Annotated in this window: 17 protein-coding genes; 5 read left to right on the forward strand and 12 right to left on the reverse strand. The window is 73.4% G+C overall.

What is annotated here, in order from left to right:
• Window positions 1–75 precede the first annotated feature (75 nt).
• Complete coding sequence (locus tag ABD665_RS03230) at window positions 76–837, reverse strand: YebC/PmpR family DNA-binding transcriptional regulator (RefSeq protein ID WP_204912255.1); 762 nt, start codon at window positions 835–837, stop codon at window positions 76–78.
• Window positions 838–897: 60 nt separating this feature from the next.
• Here ABD665_RS03230 and ABD665_RS03235 point away from each other — a divergent pair, with 60 nt between their 5' ends.
• On the forward strand, window positions 898–1,155 hold the full coding sequence (locus ABD665_RS03235; protein WP_204912254.1) for an AbrB/MazE/SpoVT family DNA-binding domain-containing protein: 258 nt from the start codon (window positions 898–900) through the stop codon (window positions 1,153–1,155).
• An 8-nt stretch (window positions 1,156–1,163) separates the two neighbouring features.
• The gene (locus ABD665_RS03240; protein ID WP_204912253.1) at window positions 1,164–1,559 is read left to right on the forward strand and encodes a PIN domain-containing protein; all 396 of its coding nucleotides are present in this window, start codon (window positions 1,164–1,166) and stop codon (window positions 1,557–1,559) included.
• Window positions 1,560–1,576: 17 nt separating this feature from the next.
• Here the strand turns inward: ABD665_RS03240 and ABD665_RS03245 are convergent, their stop codons facing one another.
• The 7 genes from ABD665_RS03245 to hisD form a co-directional block, all read right to left on the reverse strand.
• Complete coding sequence (locus ABD665_RS03245; protein ID WP_204912252.1) at window positions 1,577–3,940, reverse strand: HAD-IB family hydrolase; 2,364 nt, start codon at window positions 3,938–3,940, stop codon at window positions 1,577–1,579.
• On the reverse strand, window positions 3,937–4,749 hold the full coding sequence (priA, locus tag ABD665_RS03250) for a bifunctional 1-(5-phosphoribosyl)-5-((5-phosphoribosylamino)methylideneamino)imidazole-4-carboxamide isomerase/phosphoribosylanthranilate isomerase PriA (RefSeq protein ID WP_204912251.1): 813 nt from the start codon (window positions 4,747–4,749) through the stop codon (window positions 3,937–3,939). The genes ABD665_RS03245 and priA overlap by 4 nt, the downstream gene beginning before the upstream one ends.
• Window positions 4,750–4,808: 59 nt before the next feature.
• Window positions 4,809–7,439: a glucosidase family protein gene (locus ABD665_RS03255; RefSeq protein ID WP_344741030.1), complete on the reverse strand. Its 2,631-nt coding sequence runs from the start codon at window positions 7,437–7,439 to the stop codon at window positions 4,809–4,811.
• An 87-nt stretch (window positions 7,440–7,526) separates the two neighbouring features.
• Window positions 7,527–8,150 carry an imidazole glycerol phosphate synthase subunit HisH gene (gene hisH, locus ABD665_RS03260; RefSeq protein ID WP_204912250.1) on the reverse strand — a complete coding sequence of 208 codons (624 nt, stop codon included), beginning with the start codon at window positions 8,148–8,150 and terminating at the stop codon, window positions 7,527–7,529.
• Window positions 8,147–8,815, reverse strand: coding sequence for an imidazoleglycerol-phosphate dehydratase HisB (gene hisB, locus ABD665_RS03265; protein ID WP_204912249.1), 669 nt, complete (start codon window positions 8,813–8,815; stop codon window positions 8,147–8,149). The genes hisH and hisB overlap by 4 nt, the downstream gene beginning before the upstream one ends.
• Window positions 8,812–9,924: a histidinol-phosphate transaminase gene (locus ABD665_RS03270; RefSeq protein ID WP_344741033.1), complete on the reverse strand. Its 1,113-nt coding sequence runs from the start codon at window positions 9,922–9,924 to the stop codon at window positions 8,812–8,814. The genes hisB and ABD665_RS03270 overlap by 4 nt, the downstream gene beginning before the upstream one ends.
• A complete protein-coding gene (gene hisD, locus ABD665_RS03275; protein WP_204912248.1) occupies window positions 9,921–11,249 on the reverse strand; it encodes a histidinol dehydrogenase in 1,329 nt (442 codons plus the stop codon). Before hisD ends, ABD665_RS03270 begins: the two co-directional genes overlap by 4 nt.
• A 94-nt stretch (window positions 11,250–11,343) precedes the next feature.
• On the opposite strand from hisD, the gene ABD665_RS03280 reads away from it, so the two are divergent.
• On the forward strand, window positions 11,344–12,060 hold the full coding sequence (locus tag ABD665_RS03280; RefSeq protein WP_344741035.1) for an AzlC family ABC transporter permease: 717 nt from the start codon (window positions 11,344–11,346) through the stop codon (window positions 12,058–12,060).
• Window positions 12,057–12,371, forward strand: a complete 315-nt coding sequence (locus tag ABD665_RS03285; RefSeq protein ID WP_204912246.1) for an AzlD domain-containing protein — start codon at window positions 12,057–12,059, stop codon at window positions 12,369–12,371. Before ABD665_RS03280 ends, ABD665_RS03285 begins: the two co-directional genes overlap by 4 nt.
• On the opposite strand, the gene ABD665_RS03290 is transcribed toward ABD665_RS03285, so the two are convergent.
• Window positions 12,348–13,922, reverse strand: a complete 1,575-nt coding sequence (locus tag ABD665_RS03290; protein ID WP_204912245.1) for an FGGY family carbohydrate kinase — start codon at window positions 13,920–13,922, stop codon at window positions 12,348–12,350. The genes ABD665_RS03285 and ABD665_RS03290 overlap by 24 nt on opposite strands.
• Window positions 13,923–13,933: 11 nt before the next feature.
• The gene (locus tag ABD665_RS03295; protein ID WP_204912244.1) at window positions 13,934–15,010 is read right to left on the reverse strand and encodes an alcohol dehydrogenase catalytic domain-containing protein; all 1,077 of its coding nucleotides are present in this window, start codon (window positions 15,008–15,010) and stop codon (window positions 13,934–13,936) included.
• 85 nt (window positions 15,011–15,095) lie between these two features.
• Between ABD665_RS03295 and ybaK the strand changes: the two genes are divergently transcribed.
• On the forward strand, window positions 15,096–15,593 hold the full coding sequence (gene ybaK / locus ABD665_RS03300) for a Cys-tRNA(Pro) deacylase (protein ID WP_344741039.1): 498 nt from the start codon (window positions 15,096–15,098) through the stop codon (window positions 15,591–15,593).
• A 403-nt stretch (window positions 15,594–15,996) separates the two neighbouring features.
• On the opposite strand, the gene ABD665_RS03305 is transcribed toward ybaK, so the two are convergent.
• Window positions 15,997–16,623 carry a hypothetical protein gene (locus tag ABD665_RS03305; RefSeq protein ID WP_204912243.1) on the reverse strand — a complete coding sequence of 209 codons (627 nt, stop codon included), beginning with the start codon at window positions 16,621–16,623 and terminating at the stop codon, window positions 15,997–15,999.
• Between the two features lie 22 nt (window positions 16,624–16,645).
• The gene (gene dnaE / locus ABD665_RS03310; protein WP_204912242.1) at window positions 16,646–20,215 is read right to left on the reverse strand and encodes a DNA polymerase III subunit alpha; all 3,570 of its coding nucleotides are present in this window, start codon (window positions 20,213–20,215) and stop codon (window positions 16,646–16,648) included.
• Between the last annotated feature and the right edge of the window lie 70 nt (window positions 20,216–20,285).

Raw genomic sequence — 20,285 nt, forward strand, 5'->3', positions numbered from 1 at the left:
CGGAGCGCGCACGGAACCGAACACGCGTTCGTACGCTAACCGAGCGGCTGCCGACCTCGGGCGCCCGACACGCGGCTACCCCGCGCTGACGAGCGCGTCGTTCTGGACGTCCGCGTTGGTGAAGACGTTCTGCACGTCGTCGGAGTCCTCGAGGGCGTCGACGAGCCGCTCGAGCTTCTCCAGCGTCTCCGCGTCGGCCGGCTGCGTGAACTCGGGCACGAAGGAGACCTCGGCCGAGTCGTAGTCGAGCCCGGCCTCCTGCACGGCCGTGCGGACCGCCACCGTCGCGGCCGGGTCGCTGATGATCTCGAAGGCGTCGTCGAGGTCGTTGACCTCGTCCGGCCCGGCGTCCAGGGTCGCCTCGAGGACGTCGTCCTCGGTGAGCGTGCGGCCCTCCTGCTGCTTGGCGAGCAGGACGACGCCCTTGCGGCTGAACACGCGGGCGGTGGACCCCACGTCGGCCATGGTGCCGCCGTTGCGGGTGACCGCGACGCGGACGTCGGAGGCCGACCGGTTCCGGTTGTCGGTCAGGCACTCGATGAGCATCGCGATGCCGGCCGGGCCGTACGCCTCGTAGAACAGCGTCTCGTACGCCGCCCCGCCGCCCTCGGCACCGGAGCCGCGCTTGATCGCGCGCTCGATGTTGTCCTTGGGGACCGAGGTCTTGCGGGCCTTCTGGACGGCGTCGTACAGCGTGGGGTTGCCGTCGAGGTCACCCCCGCCCAGCCGCGCCGCGACCTCGATGTTCTTGATGAGCTTGGCGAACGACTTCGCGCGACGCGCGTCGACGACGGCCTTCTGGTGCTTGGTGGTGGCCCACTTGGAATGACCCGACATGCGCAGCAGCCTAGCGCCGCCGGTATCCTTACTCCACGTAAGGAGAGCCGAGGAGACGACGTGCCGACTGCCACGATGACCACCAAGGGCCAGCTGACCGTGCCCGCCGAGGTCCGCGAGCGCCTCGGGCTGCGCGCCGGGTCGCGCGTCAGCTTCGTCCCGACCGAGGACGGCACCTACGAGCTCCGGGTCGAGCGGGGCTCGGTCCGCGACCTCGCGGGACTCTTCCCGTGGGACGGCCCCCCGAAGACCCTCGAGGAGATGGACGACGCCGTCGCGGCCGGCGCGGCGGAGACCGTGCACCGTCTCGCGGACTGACGGTCGCGATGATCGGCCTGGACACGAACGTCCTCGTCCGGTACGTCGTCGTGGACGACCCCGTGCAGGTCCCGTTGGCACGCGAGCTGATGGAGAGCCTCACCCCCGCCGACCCCGCTTTCGTCAGCCTCGTCACGCTCGTCGAGCTGACCTGGGTGCTCCGGCAGGGCTACCGGCTGTCGGCGGCAGACGTGCGGAGGGTGGTGGGCTCGCTCCTGTCCGCGAAGGAGCTCGTGGTGGAGCGCGCGGACCTGGTCGCTCGCGCCCTGACCGAGTCCGCCGCCGCCGGGACCGACGTCGCCGACGCGCTCGTCGCCGGCCTGGGCCGGACCGCCGGATGTGCCGAGACGGTGACCTTCGACCGCCGAGCGGCTCGCCTCCCGGGGATGCGGCTGCTCGACTGAACCTCGCCGGAGGGCGATCAGGCGGGCAGGCGCCACCGGGGGGTCGGGGGCTTGGTCTTCCACTCCACGATCGACCAGTTCTTGCGCTGGGCGGCACGCATCAGGGAGATGTCCGGGCTGACGGCGACCGGGTTGCCGACCGTGGAGAGCATCGGCAGGTCGGAGTGGCTGTCGGCGTAGGCGAAGCTCCTGGTCAGGTCGACCCCGTGCAGCGACGCGTAGTGGCTCAGCCAGGCGGCGCGCGACTCCCCCACCAGCGGCGAGGTGGCCAGGTAGCCCGTCGCCCTCCCGTCCGCGTCGACGCCGAGCTCGGCGGCCAGGATCACGTCGAAGAGGTCGCGCAGCGGGCGCGTCAGGACGGACACCGCGCCGGTGATCAGGATCGTCGTGTGCCCCGCGGCCCGGTGCTCCTGGATCCGTCGGAGGGCGTCCGGCGACACGCGGTCGAGGATGAAGTCGGTCATCGTCGAGTCCACGCGGCGCTCGAGCTCGGCGAGGTCCATGCCGCGGTAGCGGCGGTAGACGGCCCGCAGGAAGCTGCCGCGGTCGCGCTGCTCGGTGAGCAGGTAGCCGGGCAGGCGGCCGAGCACCTCGCCCAGCTCGACGACCTGGTCGAGCGGGGACAGGTCGGGCAGCCGGGCCCAGAGGTACTGCTCGATCACGTTCGTCGACATGATCGTGCCGTCGAGGTCGAAGACGGCGACCGCCGAGGCTCCGGCCGTGTTGTTGGTCAGGTCCTTGAACGTGGTCGGCCGGTTCGCCCGCTTCTTGCGCAGCGCGTCCATCCGGCGCACCGAGGCCGTGATGGCCGGGCAGTGCACGTCCTCGAGGTAGGTCGTCCAGTCGTAGCCCGCGGTGTCGAAGGCGAAGGTGCCCTGGTCGGCCGGGTCGAGCGACCGGGTCAGCGCGAGCGTGTTGTCGTCGACGAAGTGCAGCTCCGACTGCGCGTACTCGTTGTAGAGCGTGTGGTAGCGCCGCCAGAAGTCGAGCCGCCCCCGCATCAGGTCGAGGTCGCGGGCCAGCTTGCGCGTCTGGTGGGAGCGGGGCGCCCGGGAGATCACGCGCTCGGCCAGCCCGTGGGCCCGCTCGGACGTGGACAGCAGCCGCTCGACGGAGACGGCGCCCGGGAACTTCCACTCGGGCAGCGGGGCGCCCGGCTTGGAGACGTTCTCCAGCGGGTGCGCCGTGAAGTAGGAGCGGATGTGGCCGTAGATGTCGTGGAACGTCAGCGGGTTCCGGGCGCCGGAGCTGACGTGGTAGTACTCCGGCTCGCCGGGCGTGGGGTCGGTCGCACACACAGCGAGGATCGCGTTGACGACGTGGTCGCACGGCACGATGTCGATCACCGCGTCGGCCGACGCCGGGAACTCGGGCAGCTCGCCGCGCCCGTACGCGAGGATCAGCGGCTCGGCCATCTTGAAGCCCTCGATCCAGCCCGGGTAGGGGTGGAGCCAGCTGGACTCGACGATGGCCGGGCGGACGATGGAGATCTCGATGTCGGCGCCGAGGTCGGTCACGACGCGCTCGCCGAGCGCCTTGGTGAACGTGTAGACGTCGGTCCAGCCCAGCGAACGCGCGCGCTCGGTCCCGGCGGCGACGAGCTCCGCCGTCACCCACTCCTGGCGCCGGCGCTCCGTGTCCGCGGCGGTGGTGAGGTAGCCGGCCTGACGGTGCACGCGCTCGGCCTGGTGCCGCAGCTCGGTCAGCCGCTCCGGCATCCGCGACGCCGCCTCGACCTGCTCGCGCATGGCCAGCCCGGCGCGGGTCTCGGCCTCGTAGTCGATCCCGTGCACGTGTCCCGCCTCGGGGATCGCGCCCCGGCGACGGCCCGCCGTGTACGCGGTGGAGATGTGGACGTAGTGCGGGACCTTCGTGCGCACGCCGTCCGGGCCGGTGACGGCCTCGAGCATCCGCTCCATGAGGACCCGGGTGCCGACGACGTTGGTCGTGAACGCCTGGTCGATGGGCGGGTCGAACGAGACGTCGCCCGCGCAGTGCACGACGACGTCGAGGTCGGCCGGCAGCGCGGGCACGTTCGGCAGGTCGCCCTCGATGACCTCGACGCGGGCGAGCAGGCCGTCGAGCCCGCCGTGCCGCTCGGCCAGGTCGGCGAAGATCTTCTTCTTGAGCAGGTTGCGGACCCGCGAGACGGCGTCCGCGGAACCCTTGCGGCGCACGAGCACCGACGGCTTCGTGTCCGGGAGGTCGGTCAGCATCTTCCAGAGCAGCTGCTCGCCGATGAAGCCGGTGACCCCGGTCATGACGATCTTCTTGCCGCCCAGCAGGTCGCGCAGGCGACCGTCGAGCAGCGGGCCGTGCGGCGGTTCGCGGAGCTCGCTCAGCGCCGGGCCGCGGTGGAACGTGTCGGCGGGGACGCTCATGCGCGCGCCTCCGCGTCCGCCGCGGAGCCCGAGCCCGTCCCCGTGCCCGGGCGGCGGGTGACGGCGAGGGCCTCGGGCAGCGTGAAGCTGCCGACGTAGAGGGCGGTGCCGATGATCGCGCCCTCGACGCCGCGGCCGACGAGGCCGGACAGCGCCTCGATGTCGGCCAGGGTGCTGATGCCGCCGCTGGCGACGACCGGCGCGTCCGTCCGCGCGCAGACGTGGGCGAGCAGGTCGAGGTTCGGCCCGGAGAGCATCCCGTCGCTGGCCACGTCGGTCACGACGAACCGCGCGCAGCCGGCCGCGTCGAGACGGGCGAGCGTCTCGTCCAGCTCGCCGCCCTCCTTGGTCCAGCCGCGGGCCGCGAGGCGGGTGCCGCGGACGTCGAGGCCGATGGCCACCTGCTCGCCGTGCTCCGCGATGACCCGCTCGCACCAGGCCGGCGACTCCAGGGCCGCGGTCCCGATGTTGACACGGGCGCAGCCCGTGCCGAGGGCCCGCTCGAGGCTGGCGTCGTCGCGGATGCCGCCGGACAGCTCGACGGACACCCCGGCGGCCGCCACCGCGGCGACGATCGGGGCGAGGACGTCGGCGTTGCTGCCGCGGCCGAAGGCGGCGTCGAGGTCGACGAGGTGGATCCACTCGGCACCGTCGTCGACCCACCGCTGGGCGGCGGCCATGGGGTCGCCGAACACCTTCTCGGAGCCGGCGACACCCTGCACGAGCTGGACGGCCTGGCCCGCCGCCACGTCGACGGCGGGCAGCAGGACCAGGCGGTCAGGGTCGGCACGATCGACACGCGGGAGCACCGGACGACCTTACCGGCTGCCCGCACCCGGCCCGTCCCGGCGACCGGCCCCCACGGGCCCTACCGCGTCGTCACCACCAGCCGTGCGGTGCCCTTCGTGCCCTTGGCCTTCACCGTGACCTCGAGCCCGCGGCTGGTGGTCGTCAGCACGGCCTTCGCCTTCTTGCCGTTCAGCCGGACAGAGGCGACCTCGCTCCCGGTCGGCAGCACGGCGCCCACGACCAGGCTCGCCTTCCCGTGCCGCGTCACCTTCGTGACGTAGCGCGTGGTGCCGTCGTCGGTGCTCCGCCACGCGCTCACGTCGATCCGGCCCGCGCCGACCCGGATCGAGTCCCCCGACGCGCTCGGCTGGTCCGGCGGCAGCTGCGGGACCACCGCGACCCGGCCGCGACCCATGTCGGGCGACACGCCGAGCCACTGGTGCACGACCGGCCACAGGACCCCGTACGCGCCCCACGCCTGCATCACCATCGAGCGCTCGTTGAAGGGCTTGTCGATGTTGGCGCCGAACGACCCGCCCGGGACGATCTCCGGCATCGCGCCGGGCATCTCCCACAGGTCGGGGTCCATCTGCGAGCGCGCGTTGCCCCGGGTGTAGACGCCCTGCTGGTCCTCGCCGAGGCGCCCGTAGTTGCCCTCGCTGACGCCGGCGATGGCGCTGTTCAGGGTGAAGATGCTCGTCTCGTTCGTGACCGAGGAGACGACGTCGTCGCAGCCCGTCCCGTCCTTGTCGCCCGCGACGCTGTTGGCGCCGGTGCCGGTGTGGTAGAGCCCGAGGTCGCCGGTGTAGCAGCTCCGCTCGTGCTGGGCGAGCGTGGTCCGCGCGTGCTCGTCCGACGCCAGCGGCCCGGCCGGGCGACCCGGCAGCGCCGGCAGGACGGCGTCGGTCGGGGTGAGCCCGATCCAGTGCCGCTGGAAGATCCGGGTGTTGGTCCCGCCGACCGGGTCCGGGTCGAGGGAGTCGGCGTACGAGCGCGCCCCGTCCTTCGGGTACCACCACGCCCGCTCGAAGGCCTCAGCGAGCTTCTGCGCGCGCTGCGTCGCCCACCGCTGCGTCCTGCCGTCACCGCGCGCCTTCGCCAGGTCGGCCAGGTCGGCGTAGCCGCGGATCGTGTAGACGGTGTTGTCGAGCTTCTCCGAGCCCATGCCGTTGCGCTCGACGTTGCCGAGCCCCTCGGGCCAGCCGTCGCCGTCGGTGTCGAGGGAGTCGACGTGCCTCATCGCGCGGACGCTGGCCGGGTAGAGGTCGCGGAGGAACGTCTTGTCGCCGGTCCAGCGCCAGACCAGGGCGACGGCCGAGGGGTACTTCGCCGACTCGTCGGTGTTGCCCTCGTCCGCGTTGGCGCCGAAGTAGACGGCACCGTCGGGCGTGACCTCGTGGACGATCTTGCCGCTGCCGCCGTTGACCGCCTCGGACACGTCGCGGAGCGTCCGGAGGTGGGCCTTGATCGGGGCGAACTGCCCGGCGGCGACCGACGCGAACGCGGTGAACTCGCCGTCGGTGCCGAAGAGCCAGGTGTAGTCGGGCCAGCCGGCGCCGATCCAGCGCATCGAGTCGAGCGTCTTCACCGGGGCCGGGTAGGCCGTGCCGGCGTCCGCCACGCGCAGGGCGACGTCGTCGGTGCGCTGCACCGACGCGGCGAGCATCTGCTTGGACCAGGCGACGCTCTGCTCGACCAGCGGGTCGCCGGGCAGCGAGACGTCGGTGCGACCGTCGATCTTCTCGCGTCCGCGGACCTTGTCGGCGAGGGCGCCGACCGGGTCGGCCAGGAGCTCGGCCAGCGCGGCCTGGGCGGCGGCGGGCCCGGAGCGGGAGCCGCCCACGCCGAACCAGACCGTCGTCGGCTCACCCGCCCGCAGCTGCAGCCTGTAGGCGAGCTGCCCGCCGGTGCCCTGCCCGTACGCGGTGTCGTCGCAGCGGGCCGGGGCGGGCTTCGCGTCGGGGCCCGAGGCCGGGCAGACGACGGCCGGGTCCTGCGGGCCACGGAAGTTCTGGCCCAGCTGCGTCGTGGTCGGGGCCACGGCCGAGCCGAAGGCGGCGGCCCAGTCGTGGGCGGACTGGTTCGCGCCGGGCGGGGTGCCCTGGTCCCGGAACACCAGCGCCCTGCCGTCCACGGCCCCGGTGTCGGGCAGGTTGACCGTGGTCTGGCTCGGTGTGGTCTCGCCCCAGGGGTAGGACCCCATGAGCTCGGAGTGCGCGTCGGCGCGGAGCACGACGGTCTTCGTCGTCGACGACCGCAGGGTCAGCCCGACCAGGGCGCCCGGGACGCCGTCGGGGACGAGGTCGGTGCGGCTCGCCGCGACGCCGTCCGTCGCGGGGAAGTCGGTGCGGACGTAGCCCCAGCCGGACGTGGTCTGCGTGCCCTCGCCGATCCACTCGTCGCCGATGCCGAACCAGACGCCGTCGAGCAGCTTGAGGCTCGGCGTCCAGAAGCCGCCCATCTCCCCGCGGGTGTGGAAGCCGGCGGCCGGGAACCGGCCGTCCGCGCTCCCCAGGACCCAGGCCCGGTCGCCGGTGACGACCGTGCGGCGCTCACCCAGGCGGCTCGTCTCGGACAGCTCCGGCGAGCGCGCGAGCGCGGGGTCGGACGCCGCGGCGGGCGCGGCCTGGGCGGGCCCGCTGACCAGGCCACCCCCGATCAACGCGGCCGCCGCCAGGAGCGCGACCGACCTTCCGTGTGCACGCCTCATGGCTGCGGCCCTCCTCGTCGAGTGCTGAGGGGGGTGACGCTAGCGCCGGGGTCCGACGGTTCCGCCGGCCGGGTGGCCGGTGCGCCGCTAGAGCGTCGCGACCCAGTTCGCGACGAGCCGTGCGCCGGCGTCCCCGCTCTTCTCCGGGTGGAACTGGGTCGACCACAGCGACCCCTCCTCGACCCCGGCCACGAAACGGTCGCCGCCGTGCTCGGCCCAGGTGACGAGCCGCCCGGGCCGCTCCTCCAGCGCGCGCACGCCGTAGCTGTGCACGAAGTAGAAGCGGTCGTCGGCCACCCCGTCGAACAGCCGGCTGCCCTCCGCGACCTCGACCGTGTTCCAGCCCATGTGCGGGAGCCGCTCGGCGTGCAGCTGCTCGACGACGCCGGGCCAGACCCCGCAGCCGTCGGCCTCCACGCCGTGCTCGATGCCGGCCTCGAAGAGGATCTGGTGGCCCACGCAGATGGCCAGCGTCGGACGTCCGGCCTCCTGCCGCGCCGCGATCACGTCGGGGCCGCCGACGGCGCGGAGCCCGGCCATGCACGCCGCGTACGCGCCCACGCCCGGGACGACCAGGCCGGGAGCGGCGACCGCGACCTCGGGGTCGGACGTGACCAGCACGTCCACGCCCGTACGGGCGATCGCGCGCTCGGCGGAGCGCAGGTTCCCGGAACCGTAGTCCAGGACGACGACGTCCGGCCCCCCGCTCACAGCGCGCCCTTGGTGCTCGGGACGCCGGTCACCCGGTCGTCGAACGTCACGGCGTCGCGGAACGCCCGGGCCACGGCCTTGAACTGCGCCTCGACCACGTGGTGCGGGTCGCGCCCGGCCAGCACGCGCACGTGCAGGCAGAGGTGGGCGTGGAAGGCCAGCGACTCGAAGAGGTGGCGGGTCAGCGAACCCGTGTAGGGCACGCTCGTCCGCCCGTCGGGCGTGAGGTCGCCGCCCCCGATGCGGACGTACGCCTGCGCCTCGGGCTCGCCGGTGTGCACGCAGTAGGGCCGCCCGGACACGTCGACCACGGCCTGCGCGAGCGCCTCGTCGAGCGGCACGACCGCGTCGCCGAACCGCCGGATGCCGGTCTTGTCGCCGAGGGCCTGGCGGATGGCCTGGCCCAGGACGATGGCGGTGTCCTCGACGGTGTGGTGCGCGTCGATGTAGGTGTCCCCCGTCGCGGTGACCTCGAGGTCGAGCAGCGCGTGCCGGGCGAGCGCGGTGAGCATGTGGTCGTAGAAGCCGACACCGGTGGAGATCGTCGACGCGCCGGTGCCGTCGAGGTCGACCGCGACCCGGACGCTGGACTCGCTGGTGGCGCGCTCGATCGTGGCCCGGCGGGCGGGTCGCGAGCGCTGGGTGTCGGGCTGTGTCTCGGTCATCGCATCCTCGCGCTCACGGCGTCGTCGCTGGTCAGGACCTCGTCGAGGGCCGTCTTGAAGGCCGCCATCTCCTCCGGCGTGCCGGCGGAGACCCGCAGCCAGCCGGGCGGGCCGACCTCGCGGATCAGCACGCCGCGGTCCAGCAGCGCCTGCCAGAGGGCGTGCCGGTCGGCGAACCGGCCGAACAGGACGAAGTTGGCGTCGGAGTCCGCGACCTCGAGCCCGCGGCCGACGAGCCAGGCGGCGAGGTCGTCGCGGGCCTCGCGGAGCCGGTCCACGGCGGCGAGCATCTCGCCGGCGTTGGCCAGCGCGACCCGCGCGACCGTCTGGGTGACGGCGGACAGGTGGTAGGGCAGCCGGACGATCCGCAGCGCGTCGACGAAGGCGGGGTCGGCGGCGAGGTAGCCGAGCCGTCCGCCCGCGAAGGCGAACGCCTTGGACATCGTGCGGCTGACCGCCAGCCGGGGCCGACCGGGCAGCAGCTCGAGCGCGCTCGGCGTGCCCGTGCGGGCGAACTCGTGGTACGCCTCGTCGACCACGACGACCCCGGGGCTGGCGTCGACCAGCGCGACGACGACCTCGGGCGAGAGGGCGGTGCCGGTCGGGTTGTTCGGGCTGGTGACGAGGACGACGTCGGGCCGGGTCTCCTCGATCGCCGCGACGGCCGCGTCCACGTCGATCGTGAAGTCCTCGGCGCGCGGGAAGGTGACGAACGCGGAGTGGGTGTCGCGGGCGTACTCCGGGTACATCGAGTAGGTCGGCGCAAAGCTCAGCACCGTCCGTCCCGGCCCCGCGAACGCCTGCAGCACGTGCAGCATGACCTCGTTGCTGCCGTTCGCCGCCCAGACGTGGTCGGCCGTGAGCCCGTGGCCCAGGTAGGCGGCGAGGTCAGCCCGCAGCGCGACGGCGTCGCGCTCCGGGTAGCGGTTGAGCTCGCGGGCCGACGCGGCGACGGCGGCGGCGATCTGCGCGACGACCGCCTCGCTCGGGCCGTACGGGTTCTCGTTGACGTTGAGCCGTACGGGCACGTCGAGCTGGGGGGCGCCGTACGGCACCTCCCCCACGAGCTCGGGGCGCAGCGGCAGGCCCGACGTGGCGAGCGTGCTCACGAGGGGTCGGCGAAGCGGATCGACACGGCGCGCCCGTGGGAGGGCAGGTCCTCGGCCTCGGCGAAGACCTCGACGTGGCGGGCGACCTCGGCCAGCGCGTCGCGGCTGTACTCCACGACGTGCACGGCCTTGAGGAACGACTTCACGTTGAGCCCCGAGGAGTGGCAGGCGCAGGCGCCCGTGGGCAGGACGTGGGTGCTGCCGGCCGAGTAGTCGCCGAGCGAGACCGGCGACCAGGACCCGACGAAGATCGCGCCGGCGTTGGTCACGCGGGCGGCGAGCGCCCCGGCGTCGCGCGTCTGGATCTCGAGGTGCTCGGTGGCGTACGCGTTGACGACCGCGAGCCCCTGCTCGAGGTCGTCGACCAGCACGACCGCGGACTGGCGCCCGCTCATCGAGGTGGTGATGCGCTCGCTGTGCCTGGCCGCGGCGACCTGGTCGGGCAGCGCGGCCTGGACCCGGTCGGCCAGGGCCGGGGAGTCCGTGACGAGGACGGCGGCGGCGAGCGGGTCGTGCTCGGACTGCGACACGAGGTCCGCGGCCACGAGCGTCGGGTCGGCCGTCTCGTCGGCGAGCACCATGATCTCGGTCGGGCCGGCCTCGGAGTCGATGCTGACGATCCCGCGCAGCAGCCGCTTGGCCGCCACCACGTAGATGTTGCCGGGCCCGGTGACCATCTTCACCGGCCGGCAGAGGCCGGGCACCCCGTACGCGAACATCGCCACGGCCTGCGCGCCGCCGACGGCGTACACCTCCTCGACGCCGAGCAGCCCGCAGACGGCCAGGATCGAGGGGTGCGGCAGCCCGCCGAACTCGCGCTGCGGCGGCGAGGACACGGCGATCGAGGCGCAGCCGGCGACCTGCGCCGGGACGACGTTCATGATCACGCTGGAGGCGAGCGGCGCGAGCCCGCCGGGCACGTAGAGCCCGACGCGCTCGATCGGCACCATCCGCTGGGTGACCCGGGCGCCGGGCGCGAGCTCCACGTCGACGCCCGCCGGGCCGAGCTCAGCCGCGCACACCGTGCGGCGGCGCGCGATCGAGACCTCGAACGCGGCCCGCAGCTCGGGGTCGAGCCGTTCGACGGCCTCGTCGATCGCGGCCTGCGGCACGCGGAAGGACGCCGGCACGACCCGGTCGAAGCGCTCGGAGTACTCCCGCAGCGCCTCCTCGCCCCGGGCGGCGACGTCGTCGCAGACCGGGCGGACGACCCCGAGGGCCGCCTCGACGTCGACGGCGGCACGGGGGACGACGCGGGCGTAGTCCAGACCGGCGCCGTCGGCCCCGTCGGCCGTCCGGCCCCGCAGGTCGATGGTGGCAAGCACGGGGGCGAGTCTAGTGAGTGGGCCCCGCCCGGCCGGGAGTTCTCAGCGCGGGCACCGCCGCCCGACGACGGCCGGCTTGGGTAGCGTCCCGCGCGTGCCCCCGTCCCCGCAGCGCCCCGCGATCATCCGCTCGGCGGTCGGGATCGGGGTCTACGCCGCCGCGTTCGGCGCGACCTTCGGGGCGGTCGCCGTGGCCGCCGGCCTCAGCCGCGGGCAGGCGCAGGCCCTCAGCCTCGTGATGTTCTCGGGCGCCTCGCAGCTGGCCCTCGCCGGGGTCGTCGGGGCGGGCGGGTCGGCCTGGACGGCGCTCGGGCCGACGCTGCTCCTGGCCCTGCGCAACGGCTTCTACGGCGTCACCCTCGCGCCGGTCCTGCAGACCCGTGGCGTGCGCCGCCTGCTGACCGCGCAGTTCGTCATCGACGAGACGACGGCGATGGCCACGGCCCAGGAGGACCGGCGGGACCAGCGGCTGGCCTTCTGGTGGACGGCGCTCGTGCTCTTCGCCTGCTGGAACGTCGGCACCTTCGTCGGGGCGCTCGTGGGCTCGGCCGTCGACACCGACGCGCTGGGCCTCGACGCCGCCGGCCCGGCCGTGTTCCTCGCGCTGGTGTGGCCGGCGCTGCGCCGGGTGCGCGCCCGCTGGGTCGGTCTCGCCGGCGCCGTCATCGCGGTCGTCCTCGTGCCGCTGGTGCCGAGCGGGGTGCCGGTCATCGCCGCGGCCGCCGCGGCGGTCGTCGGCGGCCTGCTGCCCGTCCGCGGCGCGGGTTCGCCGTCGGGCACGCCGGCCGCGACCGAGGGCGGAGCCGCGTGAACCTCTGGATCCCCGTCCTCGTGGCGTGCGCGGGCTCGTACCTGATCAAGCTCGCCGGGCTCTCGCTGCCGTCGTCGGTCCTGGCGGACCCGCGGGTGCAGCGGGTGACGACGCTGCTGCCGGTGGCCATGCTGTCGGCGCTCGTGTGCGTGCAGCTGGTCGACGGCGGCGGGCGCTACGCGCTCGACTGGCGCGTGGTGGCCGGTGTCGCCGCCGGCGCCGTGGCGCTGCTGCTGCGGCGCGGCTTCCTCGTCGTCTTCGTGGTCGCGGTGGTCGTGACGGCCCTGCTACGCCTGCTGGTCCCCGCCTGAGGGACGTCGCGACAGCCGGTCGACGGACTCGTGCATGACCGGCGCGAGGGTGTGCAGCAGGCCCGTGTAGTCGTCGTAGGTCTGGCGGTAGACGGCGTGCCGGGCGGGGTCGGGCTCGAGGACGCGCGTCCGCGGGGCGAACAGCGCGGCGCCCTCGTCGAGGCTGCCCACGTGACCCGCCCCGGTCGCGGCGATCACGGCGCAGGCGCGCAGGGTGAGGTTGTCCCCCTCGACGATCTCCGCCTCGCGCCCCAGCACGTCGACCGTGACCTGCTGCCAGAGCCGGTTGTGCTCGATGCCGCCCGAGAGCACCAGGCGGTCGCAGACCACGCCGGCGCGGACGAAGGAGTCCAGCACCGCCCGCGTCCCGCAGGCCACGGCCTCCACCGTCGCGCGGTAGAGCTCCTCGCGGGTCGTGCCGAGGGTGAGCCCGACGACGGCGCCGCGCAGCCGCGGGTCGCGGTGCGGCGTCCGGTTGCCCATGAACGTGTCGAGCGCGCGCAGGCCGTGGGCGCCCGGCTCCACCGCCGACGCCGCCCGGACGAGCGCCGGCAGGTCCTCGCGGGCGACGCCCATGATCGTCTCGCCGGCCCAGGTCAGCACGGAGCCGCTGCTCACCTGGCCGCCCTCGACCAGCCACCGGTCCGGGCGCAGCGCGTGCGGGTACGGGCCCCAGACCTCGGTCGTGACGGCCGCGGAGGCGGGGTCGGCGGGTTCGCCGATCTCGGCGACCAGGGCGGAGGAGGTTCCGGAGACGAGCGACACCAGGCCGTCGGACGCCCCGCAGGCCAGCAGCGAGACGTGGGCGTCGATCCCGCCGACCGCGACCGGGGCTCCCGGGGCGACCCCCAGCGCCGCGGCGGCTGCCGGCGTGAGAGGCCCGGCCACCGTCCCGACCGGGACGATCGCGTCCGGCAGCCGGTCGGCCAGGTCGGGCACGCCGAGGGCCGCGTACAGCTCGACCGGGTAGCGGCCGGCCACGGCGTCGTAGTTGTACTTGCAGACCGCGTTCATCTGCGACCCGGTCCAGGTGCCGGTGAGCCGGAACGTCAGGTAGTCGATCGCCTCGACGACCCGCGCAGCCCGCGCGAAGACCTCCGGCTCGTGCTCGTGCACCCACACCGCCTTGGGCAGCAGCCACTCGGCGGCGTCGGAGCCGCCGGACCAGGCCAGCACCGGGTGCTCGGCGAGCAGCGTCGCCGTCGCGGCGGCCTGGACCCAGGCCCGGGAGTCCATCCAGAGGATCGCCGGGCGCAGCGGCCGGCCGGCCTCGTCCAGCACCGCGACGGTCGAGGCCGTGGTGGCGCAGGCCAGCGCCACGACGGGACCCGCGTCGGCGCACCGCGGGGCCGCGAGCAGGGTCCGGGTGGCGTCGCAGACCGCCGCCCACCAGTCGTCCGGGTCCTGCTCCGCCCAGCCCGGGTGCGGGTAGGAGGTCCGGTAGCCCCGGTGCACCGACCCCAGGGGTTCCCCGTCGACCGCGAACGCCCCGACCCGCGCGCCCTCGGTGCCGAGGTCGATGGCCAGGACGACGCCGCTGCCCGTAGCCACGCCGGCGCCCGTCAGCCGGCCGAGGGGACGAACAGCACCTTGGAGGTGAAGGTCGAGCGGTCGCCGAGGGTGCGCATCATGTCGGGCAGGTCGGCGAGCGGGAGCTCGTGCGTGATCATGAACTCCCACCGCAGCTCGCCCGTCGCCATCTTGGCGGCCGCCGTACGCCACTCGTCGCCCGGGAACGGGGCGGAGAACGAGTTCCAGGCGCCGTGCAGCGTCACCTCGAGGCGCATGAAGCGGTTCCAGGTGTCCTTGGCCAGCTCGACCGGGGCGTGCGGGATGCCCACGAACACGGCGTGCCCCTTCGGCCCGACCAGCGCGGCGGCGAGGTCGGCGGCGGCCGCGTTGCCGGCCGACTCCAGCACGACGTCGAAGCCGGCGCCGGCCAGCTCCCGGGCGGCGTCGGCGCTCTGCACGGCGGCGGTGGCGCCGGCCTCGCGGGCCATCGCCGCCTTCTCCTCGCTCAGGTCGAGGCTGACGATGTCGGAGGCGCCCGCGAGCCGGGCCCACTGGATGGCGAACAGCCCGATGGGGCCGGCGCCGACCACGAGCACGCGCTGGCCCGTCCGCAGGCCGGTCTTCCAGAGGGCGTGCAGCGCGATCGCGGCGGGGTCGAGCATCGCCGCTGCGCGCGGGTCGAGGCCCTCGGGCATGGTCAGGAGGTTGCCGACCGGGACCACCACGTACTCGGCGTACGCGCCGTCGCTGCGGCTGCCGAAGTAGTCGTAGCTCTCGCACAGCCCGAAGTCGCCCTGCACGCAGTGGGCGCAGACCCGGCACGGGATCAGCGGCGGCACGGACACGAGCGTGCCGAGCTCGACGCCCTCGACGCCCGGCCCGAGCTCGGCCACGTGGCCGGAGAACTCGTGCCCGCAGACGATCGGCATGACGTAGCCGCCGTTGCGCAGCATCCGCGGCACGTCCGACCCGCACACGCCGCAGGCCGCCACCTTGAGCAGCACCTGGCCGGGACCCGGCGGGGTCACGGCCACCTCCTCCACGCGGATGTCGCCGGGGGCGTGGAGCACCGCGGCCCGCATCTGCGCGGGGACGGCTTCGGTGCTCGAGGTGGACGAGACGGTCATGGGTGGGACGTCCTTCCGGATGGACCAGACTGGCGGGGAGCGGGCGACCCGCACACTACGCAGACGCCGTCGGAGAGGTGCAGGGGTGGCCAAGCAGAGCAGGTCCGGCGGGACGCCCGCCACCGCGGCGCTGACCCGGGACGGGGTCGCGTACACGGCCCACCCGTACGCGCACGCCGACGGCGAGCGGCACTTCGGCGACGAGGCGACGGCGGCCCTGGGGCTCGACCCGGAGCGGGTGTTCAAGACGTTGGTCGTGGAGCTGACCGGTGGCCGCGGCGGCCTGGCCGTGGGCGTCGTCCCGGTCGCCCGCCAGCTCGACCTCAAGGCGGTCGCGCTGGCGCTCGGGGCGAAGAAGGCGGCCATGGCCGACCCCGCGGCCGCGCAGCGCTCCAGCGGCTACGTGCTCGGTGGCATCTCCCCGCTCGGCCAGCGCACCGCGCTCCCGACTGTCGTCGACGCGTCCGCCCTCGCCTTCCCGACCGTGTACGTCTCGGGCGGGCGCCGCGGTCTGCAGGTCGAGCTCGCGCCGACCGACCTCGTCGCCGTCACCGGCGCCCAGGTCGCGGCGATCGGGCACTGAGCGCACGCCCCTGGGCCTGTCGAAGCGCCCTGCCGAGGTTGGCGTCCGCTGCACCCGGGTGCTGGTGAGCCGACCTCTTCGAGGCCCTTCGACAGGCTCAGGGGGCGTTGCCGCCCGTAGAGACGCTCCCTGAGCTTGTTGAAGGGCCCCGCAGGGGTTGGCGTCCGCTACACCGGGTGCTGGTGAGCCGACCTCTTCGAGGCCCTTCAACAGGCTCAGGGGGCGTTCGCGCGAGCTCGGTGGGCCCCCGGACAAGCGACCCGGCCGCGGAGACGCGCCCTGAGCTCGTCGAAGGGCCCCGCAGGGGTTGGCGTTCGCTGCACCGGCCTCTTCGAGGCCGATCGACAGGCTCAGGGGGCGTTCGACGGCTCTGTGCCGTCGTCGACGACCGTCGAGCCGAGCATCAGACGGTACGGGCCGGGCCCTCGTCCGTCGGTGCCGGGAGGGTGAGCTCGTCGGGGACCTCGTCGCGGTCGTCGAACTCGGGGTCGCGGCCGAGCGACGTACCGAGCAGCACGGGGATCACCGCGAACAGGGGCCAGGTCAGCAGCGCGACCCGGGACCGCACGGTGAGGTCGACGGCGACGACGTCGCCCGCCTGCGCGGCCGCCAGCCGGACCGGGAACGAGCCCGGGCCGAGGCGGTAGCCGACGGCCCAGCAGATCAGCCCGGCCGCCGCACCGACGACGACGGTCAGGACGACGACGGGCCAGCCGGAGCGGCCGAACCAGCGCCAGGCGAGCACGCCCACGACCAGACCCACCACGGCCCCGCACACCACGAACCAGGCGTCGGCGGCGATGTAGCCCGCCAGGCCCCGTTCGGTGGTCGCGGCCGAGCCGCGCTCGCCGACGCGGTAGGTCGGCAGGTCGGTCACGGCCCACCAGACGACGCCGGCCACCGCGCCGAGACCGAGCCCGAGCGCCGCGTAGAGCACGACCCGGCGGACGTCGGGCCAGCGTCGGTAGGCCCACCGCTCGCTCGGTCCCTCGAACGGCGCCGCGGGGGTCGTCGGGTCGGACGTGCTCACCGGGCCGTCACCCCCGCGTGGGTCAGGAGGCGAGGCACGACGGACCGAGCAGCGCCTTGAGGTCGGCCATCAGCGGCGGTGACGGGCTGACTGACAGGCCCGAGTCGAGGCGCATGAGTGTCGATCGACCCGAGCTCTGCAGCCTCAGCCGCACCTCCGTGGTCCCCGGGTACTGCGCGAGCACGTCGCGGAGCTGCGCCACGACGGGCGGGGTGCAGCGGACCGCGGGCAGCGAGATGACGACCGGCCCGGTCGGACCCTCGCTGACGTCGGGCAGCGTGAGCTCGGTCGCGTTCAGCGAGACGGCGTCGTCGTCGGACTTGATCCGGCCCTTGACCCGCACGACGACGTCGCTGGCCAGCACGGTCGAGACCAGGTCGTACGCCTTGGGGAACAGCAGCACCTCGATCGAGGCCTCGAGGTCCTCCACGGTCAGGACCGCCCAGAGGTCGCCACGCTTGGTCGTCTTGCGGTTGACGTTGGTGATCATCCCGGCGATCGTCACCTGGCCCTCGCGCGGGCCGTCGTCGCCGAGCAGCTCGCCGATGCTGATGTCGCGCTCGGTCGAGAGGATGTGCTCGAGGCCGAGCAGCGGGTGGTCGCTGACGTAGAGCCCGAGCATCTCCCGCTCGAAGGCGAGCTTGGTCCGCTTGTCCCACTCGGGCAGGTCGGGCACCGTGCCGGAGAGGTGCGAGGACCCGGCGTCGGAGTCGTCGAACCCGAAGTCGAAGGCGTCCTGCCCGCGGGCCGAGTTGCGCTTGAGGTCGAGCACGCCGTCGACCGCGGACTCGTAGATGCTCATCAGCGCCCGGCGGGTGTGGCCCATCGAGTCGAACGCGCCGGCCTTGACCAGCGACTCGATGAGGCGCTTGTTGCACACGACGAGGTCGGCCTGGTCGAGGAACGAGTAGAAGTCGGCGGCCTTGCCGTTCGCGCTCCGCGCGGCCACGACCTTGTCCACGGCGTTCGCCCCGACGTTGCGGACGGCGGTGAGGCCGAACCGGATGTCGCTCCCGACCGGGGTGAAGTTCGCCTCGGACTCGTTGACGTCGGGCGGCAGCACCTGGATGCCCATCCGGCGGCACTCGTTGAGGTAGATGGCCATCTTGTCCTTGTCGTCGCCGACCGAGGTCAGCAACGCGGCCATGAACTCGGCCCGGAAGTTCGCCTTGAGGTAGGCGGTCCAGTAGGAGACGAGCCCGTACGCGGCGGTGTGCGCCTTGTTGAACGCGTAGTCGGAGAAGGGGACCAGGACGTCCCAGAGCGCCTTGGTCGCCGCCTCGGAGTAGCCGTTCGTCCGCATGCCCGCGGAGAACGGCTTGTACTCCGCGTCGAGGATCTCCTTCTTCTTCTTGCCCATCGCGCGGCGCAGCAGGTCGGCCTGGCCGAGCGTGTAGCCGGCGACCTTCTGCGCGGTCGCCATCACCTGCTCCTGGTAGACGATCAGCCCGTGCGTCGTCCCGAGGATCTCCTTGAGAGGCTCCTCGAGCTCCGGGTGGATCGGCGTGACCTCCTGGCGGCCGTTCTTGCGCAGGGCGTAGTTCGTGTGGCTGTCGACGCCCATCGGCCCGGGGCGGTAGAGCGCGAGGACGGCGGAGATGTCCTCGAAGTTGTCCGGGCGCATCAGCCGCAGCAGCGAGCGCATCGGCCCGCCGTCGAGCTGGAACACCCCGAGCGTGTCGCCGTGGCCGAGCAGCGCGTACGTCGCCGGGTCGTCGAGCGTGAGGTCCTCGAGGACGAGCTCGACGCCGCGGTTGAGCTTGATGTTCTTGACGGCGTCGTCGAGCACCGTCAGGTTGCGGAGCCCGAGGAAGTCCATCTTGATCAGGCCCAGCGACTCGCAGGTCGGGTAATCGAACTGGGTGATGATCGCGCCGTCCTGCTCGCGGCGCATGATCGGGATGATGTCGATGAGCGGTTCGCTGCTCATGATCACGCCGGCGGCGTGCACGCCCCACTGGCGCTTCAGGCCCTCGAGGTCGCGGGCGGTGTCGACGACCTTCTGCACGTCGGCGTCCGACTCGTAGAGCGACCGGAACTCGCCGCCCTCGCCGTAGCGCGGGTGGTCCTTGTCGAACAGCTTGCCCAGCGGCACGTCCTTGCCCATGACGGGCGGCGGCATCGCCTTGGTGAGGCGCTCCCCCATCCCGAACGGGTAGCCGAGCACCCGGGAGGCGTCCTTGACGGCCTGCTTGGCCTTGATCGTGCCGTAGGTGACGATCTGGCTGACGCGGTCCTCGCCGTACTTCTGCGTGACGTAGCGGATGACCTCGCCGCGGCGACGCTCGTCGAAGTCGATGTCGAAGTCGGGCATCGAGACGCGGTCGGGGTTCAGGAACCGCTCGAAGATCAGACCGTGCTTGAGCGGGTCGAGGTCGGTGATCCGCATCGCGTACGCGGCCATCGACCCGGCGCCCGACCCGCGGCCCGGGCCGACCCGGATGCCGTTCTCCTTCGCCCAGTTGATGAAGTCGGCGACGACGAGGAAGTAGCCGGCGAAGCCCATCTGGGTGATGACGCCGGTCTCGAACTCGGCCTGCTTGCGGACCTCGTCGGGGATGCCGCCCGGGAAGCGGCGCCGCAGGCCGGTCTCGACCTCCTTGACGAACCAGGAGGTCTCGTCCTCCCCCGGCGGGCAGGGGAAGCGCGGCATGTAGGTGCCGGTGCCCTCGGTGAAGTTGATCTGGCAGCGCTCGGCGATCGCCAGGGTGTTGTCGCAGGCGTCGGGCAGCTCGGAGAACAGCGCCCGCATCTCGGCGGGCGACTTGAGGTAGTAGCCGTCGCCGTCGAACTTGAACCGGTTCGCGTCGGCCATCGTCGAGCCGGACTGCACGCAGAGCAGGACCTCGTGGGCCGACGCCTCCGCGCGGGTGGCGTAGTGGAGGTCGTTCGTCGCGACGAGCGGGAGGTGGAGGTCCTTGGCCAGGCGCAGCAGGTCCTGCCGGACCCGGTTCTCGATGGACAGGCCGTGGTCCATCAGCTCGACGAAGTAGCTGTCGGCGCCGAAGATGTCGCGGAACTCGGCGGCGCTCTTGACCGCCTCGTCGTACTTGCCGAGGCGGAGGTAGGTCTGCACCTCGCCCGACGGGCACCCGGTCGTGGCGATGAGGCCCTTGCCGTACGTGTTCAGCAGCTCGCGGTCCACGCGCGGCTTGAAGTAGTAGCCCTCCAGCGAGGCGAGCGAACCCATCCGGAAGAGGTTGTGCAGGCCCGTGGTGTTCTCGGCCCACATCGTCATGTGGGTGAAGGCACCACCGCCGGAGACGTCGTCGCCGTTGGCCGCGGCCTTCGCGTCGCCCCAGCGGACCCGCTTGCGCTCGCTGCGGTGGGTCTTGGGCGTCACGTACGCCTCGAGGCCCACGATCGGCTTGACGCTCGTGCCCTTGGACGCCTTGTGGAACTCGTAGGCCCCGAACAGGTTGCCGTGGTCGGTCACCGCGATGGCCGGCATGCCCTGCTCCTCGCACCCGGCGAAGAGGTCCTTGATGCGCGCGGCGCCGTCGAGCATGGAGTACTCGGAGTGCACGTGCAGGTGCACGAAGCTGTCGTTCGACGTGCCCGCGGAGCGGGTCGGTGTGGTGCTGGTGCTCATCGGAGGGCCACTCTAAGCGCGTCCTCCGACAGGCCCCAGCACGACGCGCCCGGCCCACCGCGAGGGTGGG

Origin of the sequence: Microlunatus spumicola (assembly GCF_039536445.1) — a bacterium.
Taxonomy (GTDB): domain Bacteria; phylum Actinomycetota; class Actinomycetes; order Propionibacteriales; family Propionibacteriaceae; genus Microlunatus; species Microlunatus spumicola.

Coding starts and splice junctions, on each gene's coding strand:
- ABD665_RS03230 (WP_204912255.1), bottom strand. CDS start 837: ATGTCGGGTCATTCCAAGTGGGCCACCACCAAGCACCAGAAGGCCGTC.
- ABD665_RS03240 (WP_204912253.1), top strand. CDS start 1,164: ATGATCGGCCTGGACACGAACGTCCTCGTCCGGTACGTCGTCGTGGAC.
- ABD665_RS03245 (WP_204912252.1), bottom strand. CDS start 3,940: ATGAGCGTCCCCGCCGACACGTTCCACCGCGGCCCGGCGCTGAGCGAG.
- ABD665_RS03255 (WP_344741030.1), bottom strand. CDS start 7,439: ATGAGGCGTGCACACGGAAGGTCGGTCGCGCTCCTGGCGGCGGCCGCG.
- hisB (WP_204912249.1), bottom strand. CDS start 8,815: ATGACCGAGACACAGCCCGACACCCAGCGCTCGCGACCCGCCCGCCGG.
- ABD665_RS03295 (WP_204912244.1), bottom strand. CDS start 15,010: ATGACCGTCTCGTCCACCTCGAGCACCGAAGCCGTCCCCGCGCAGATG.
- dnaE (WP_204912242.1), bottom strand. CDS start 20,215: ATGAGCACCAGCACCACACCGACCCGCTCCGCGGGCACGTCGAACGAC.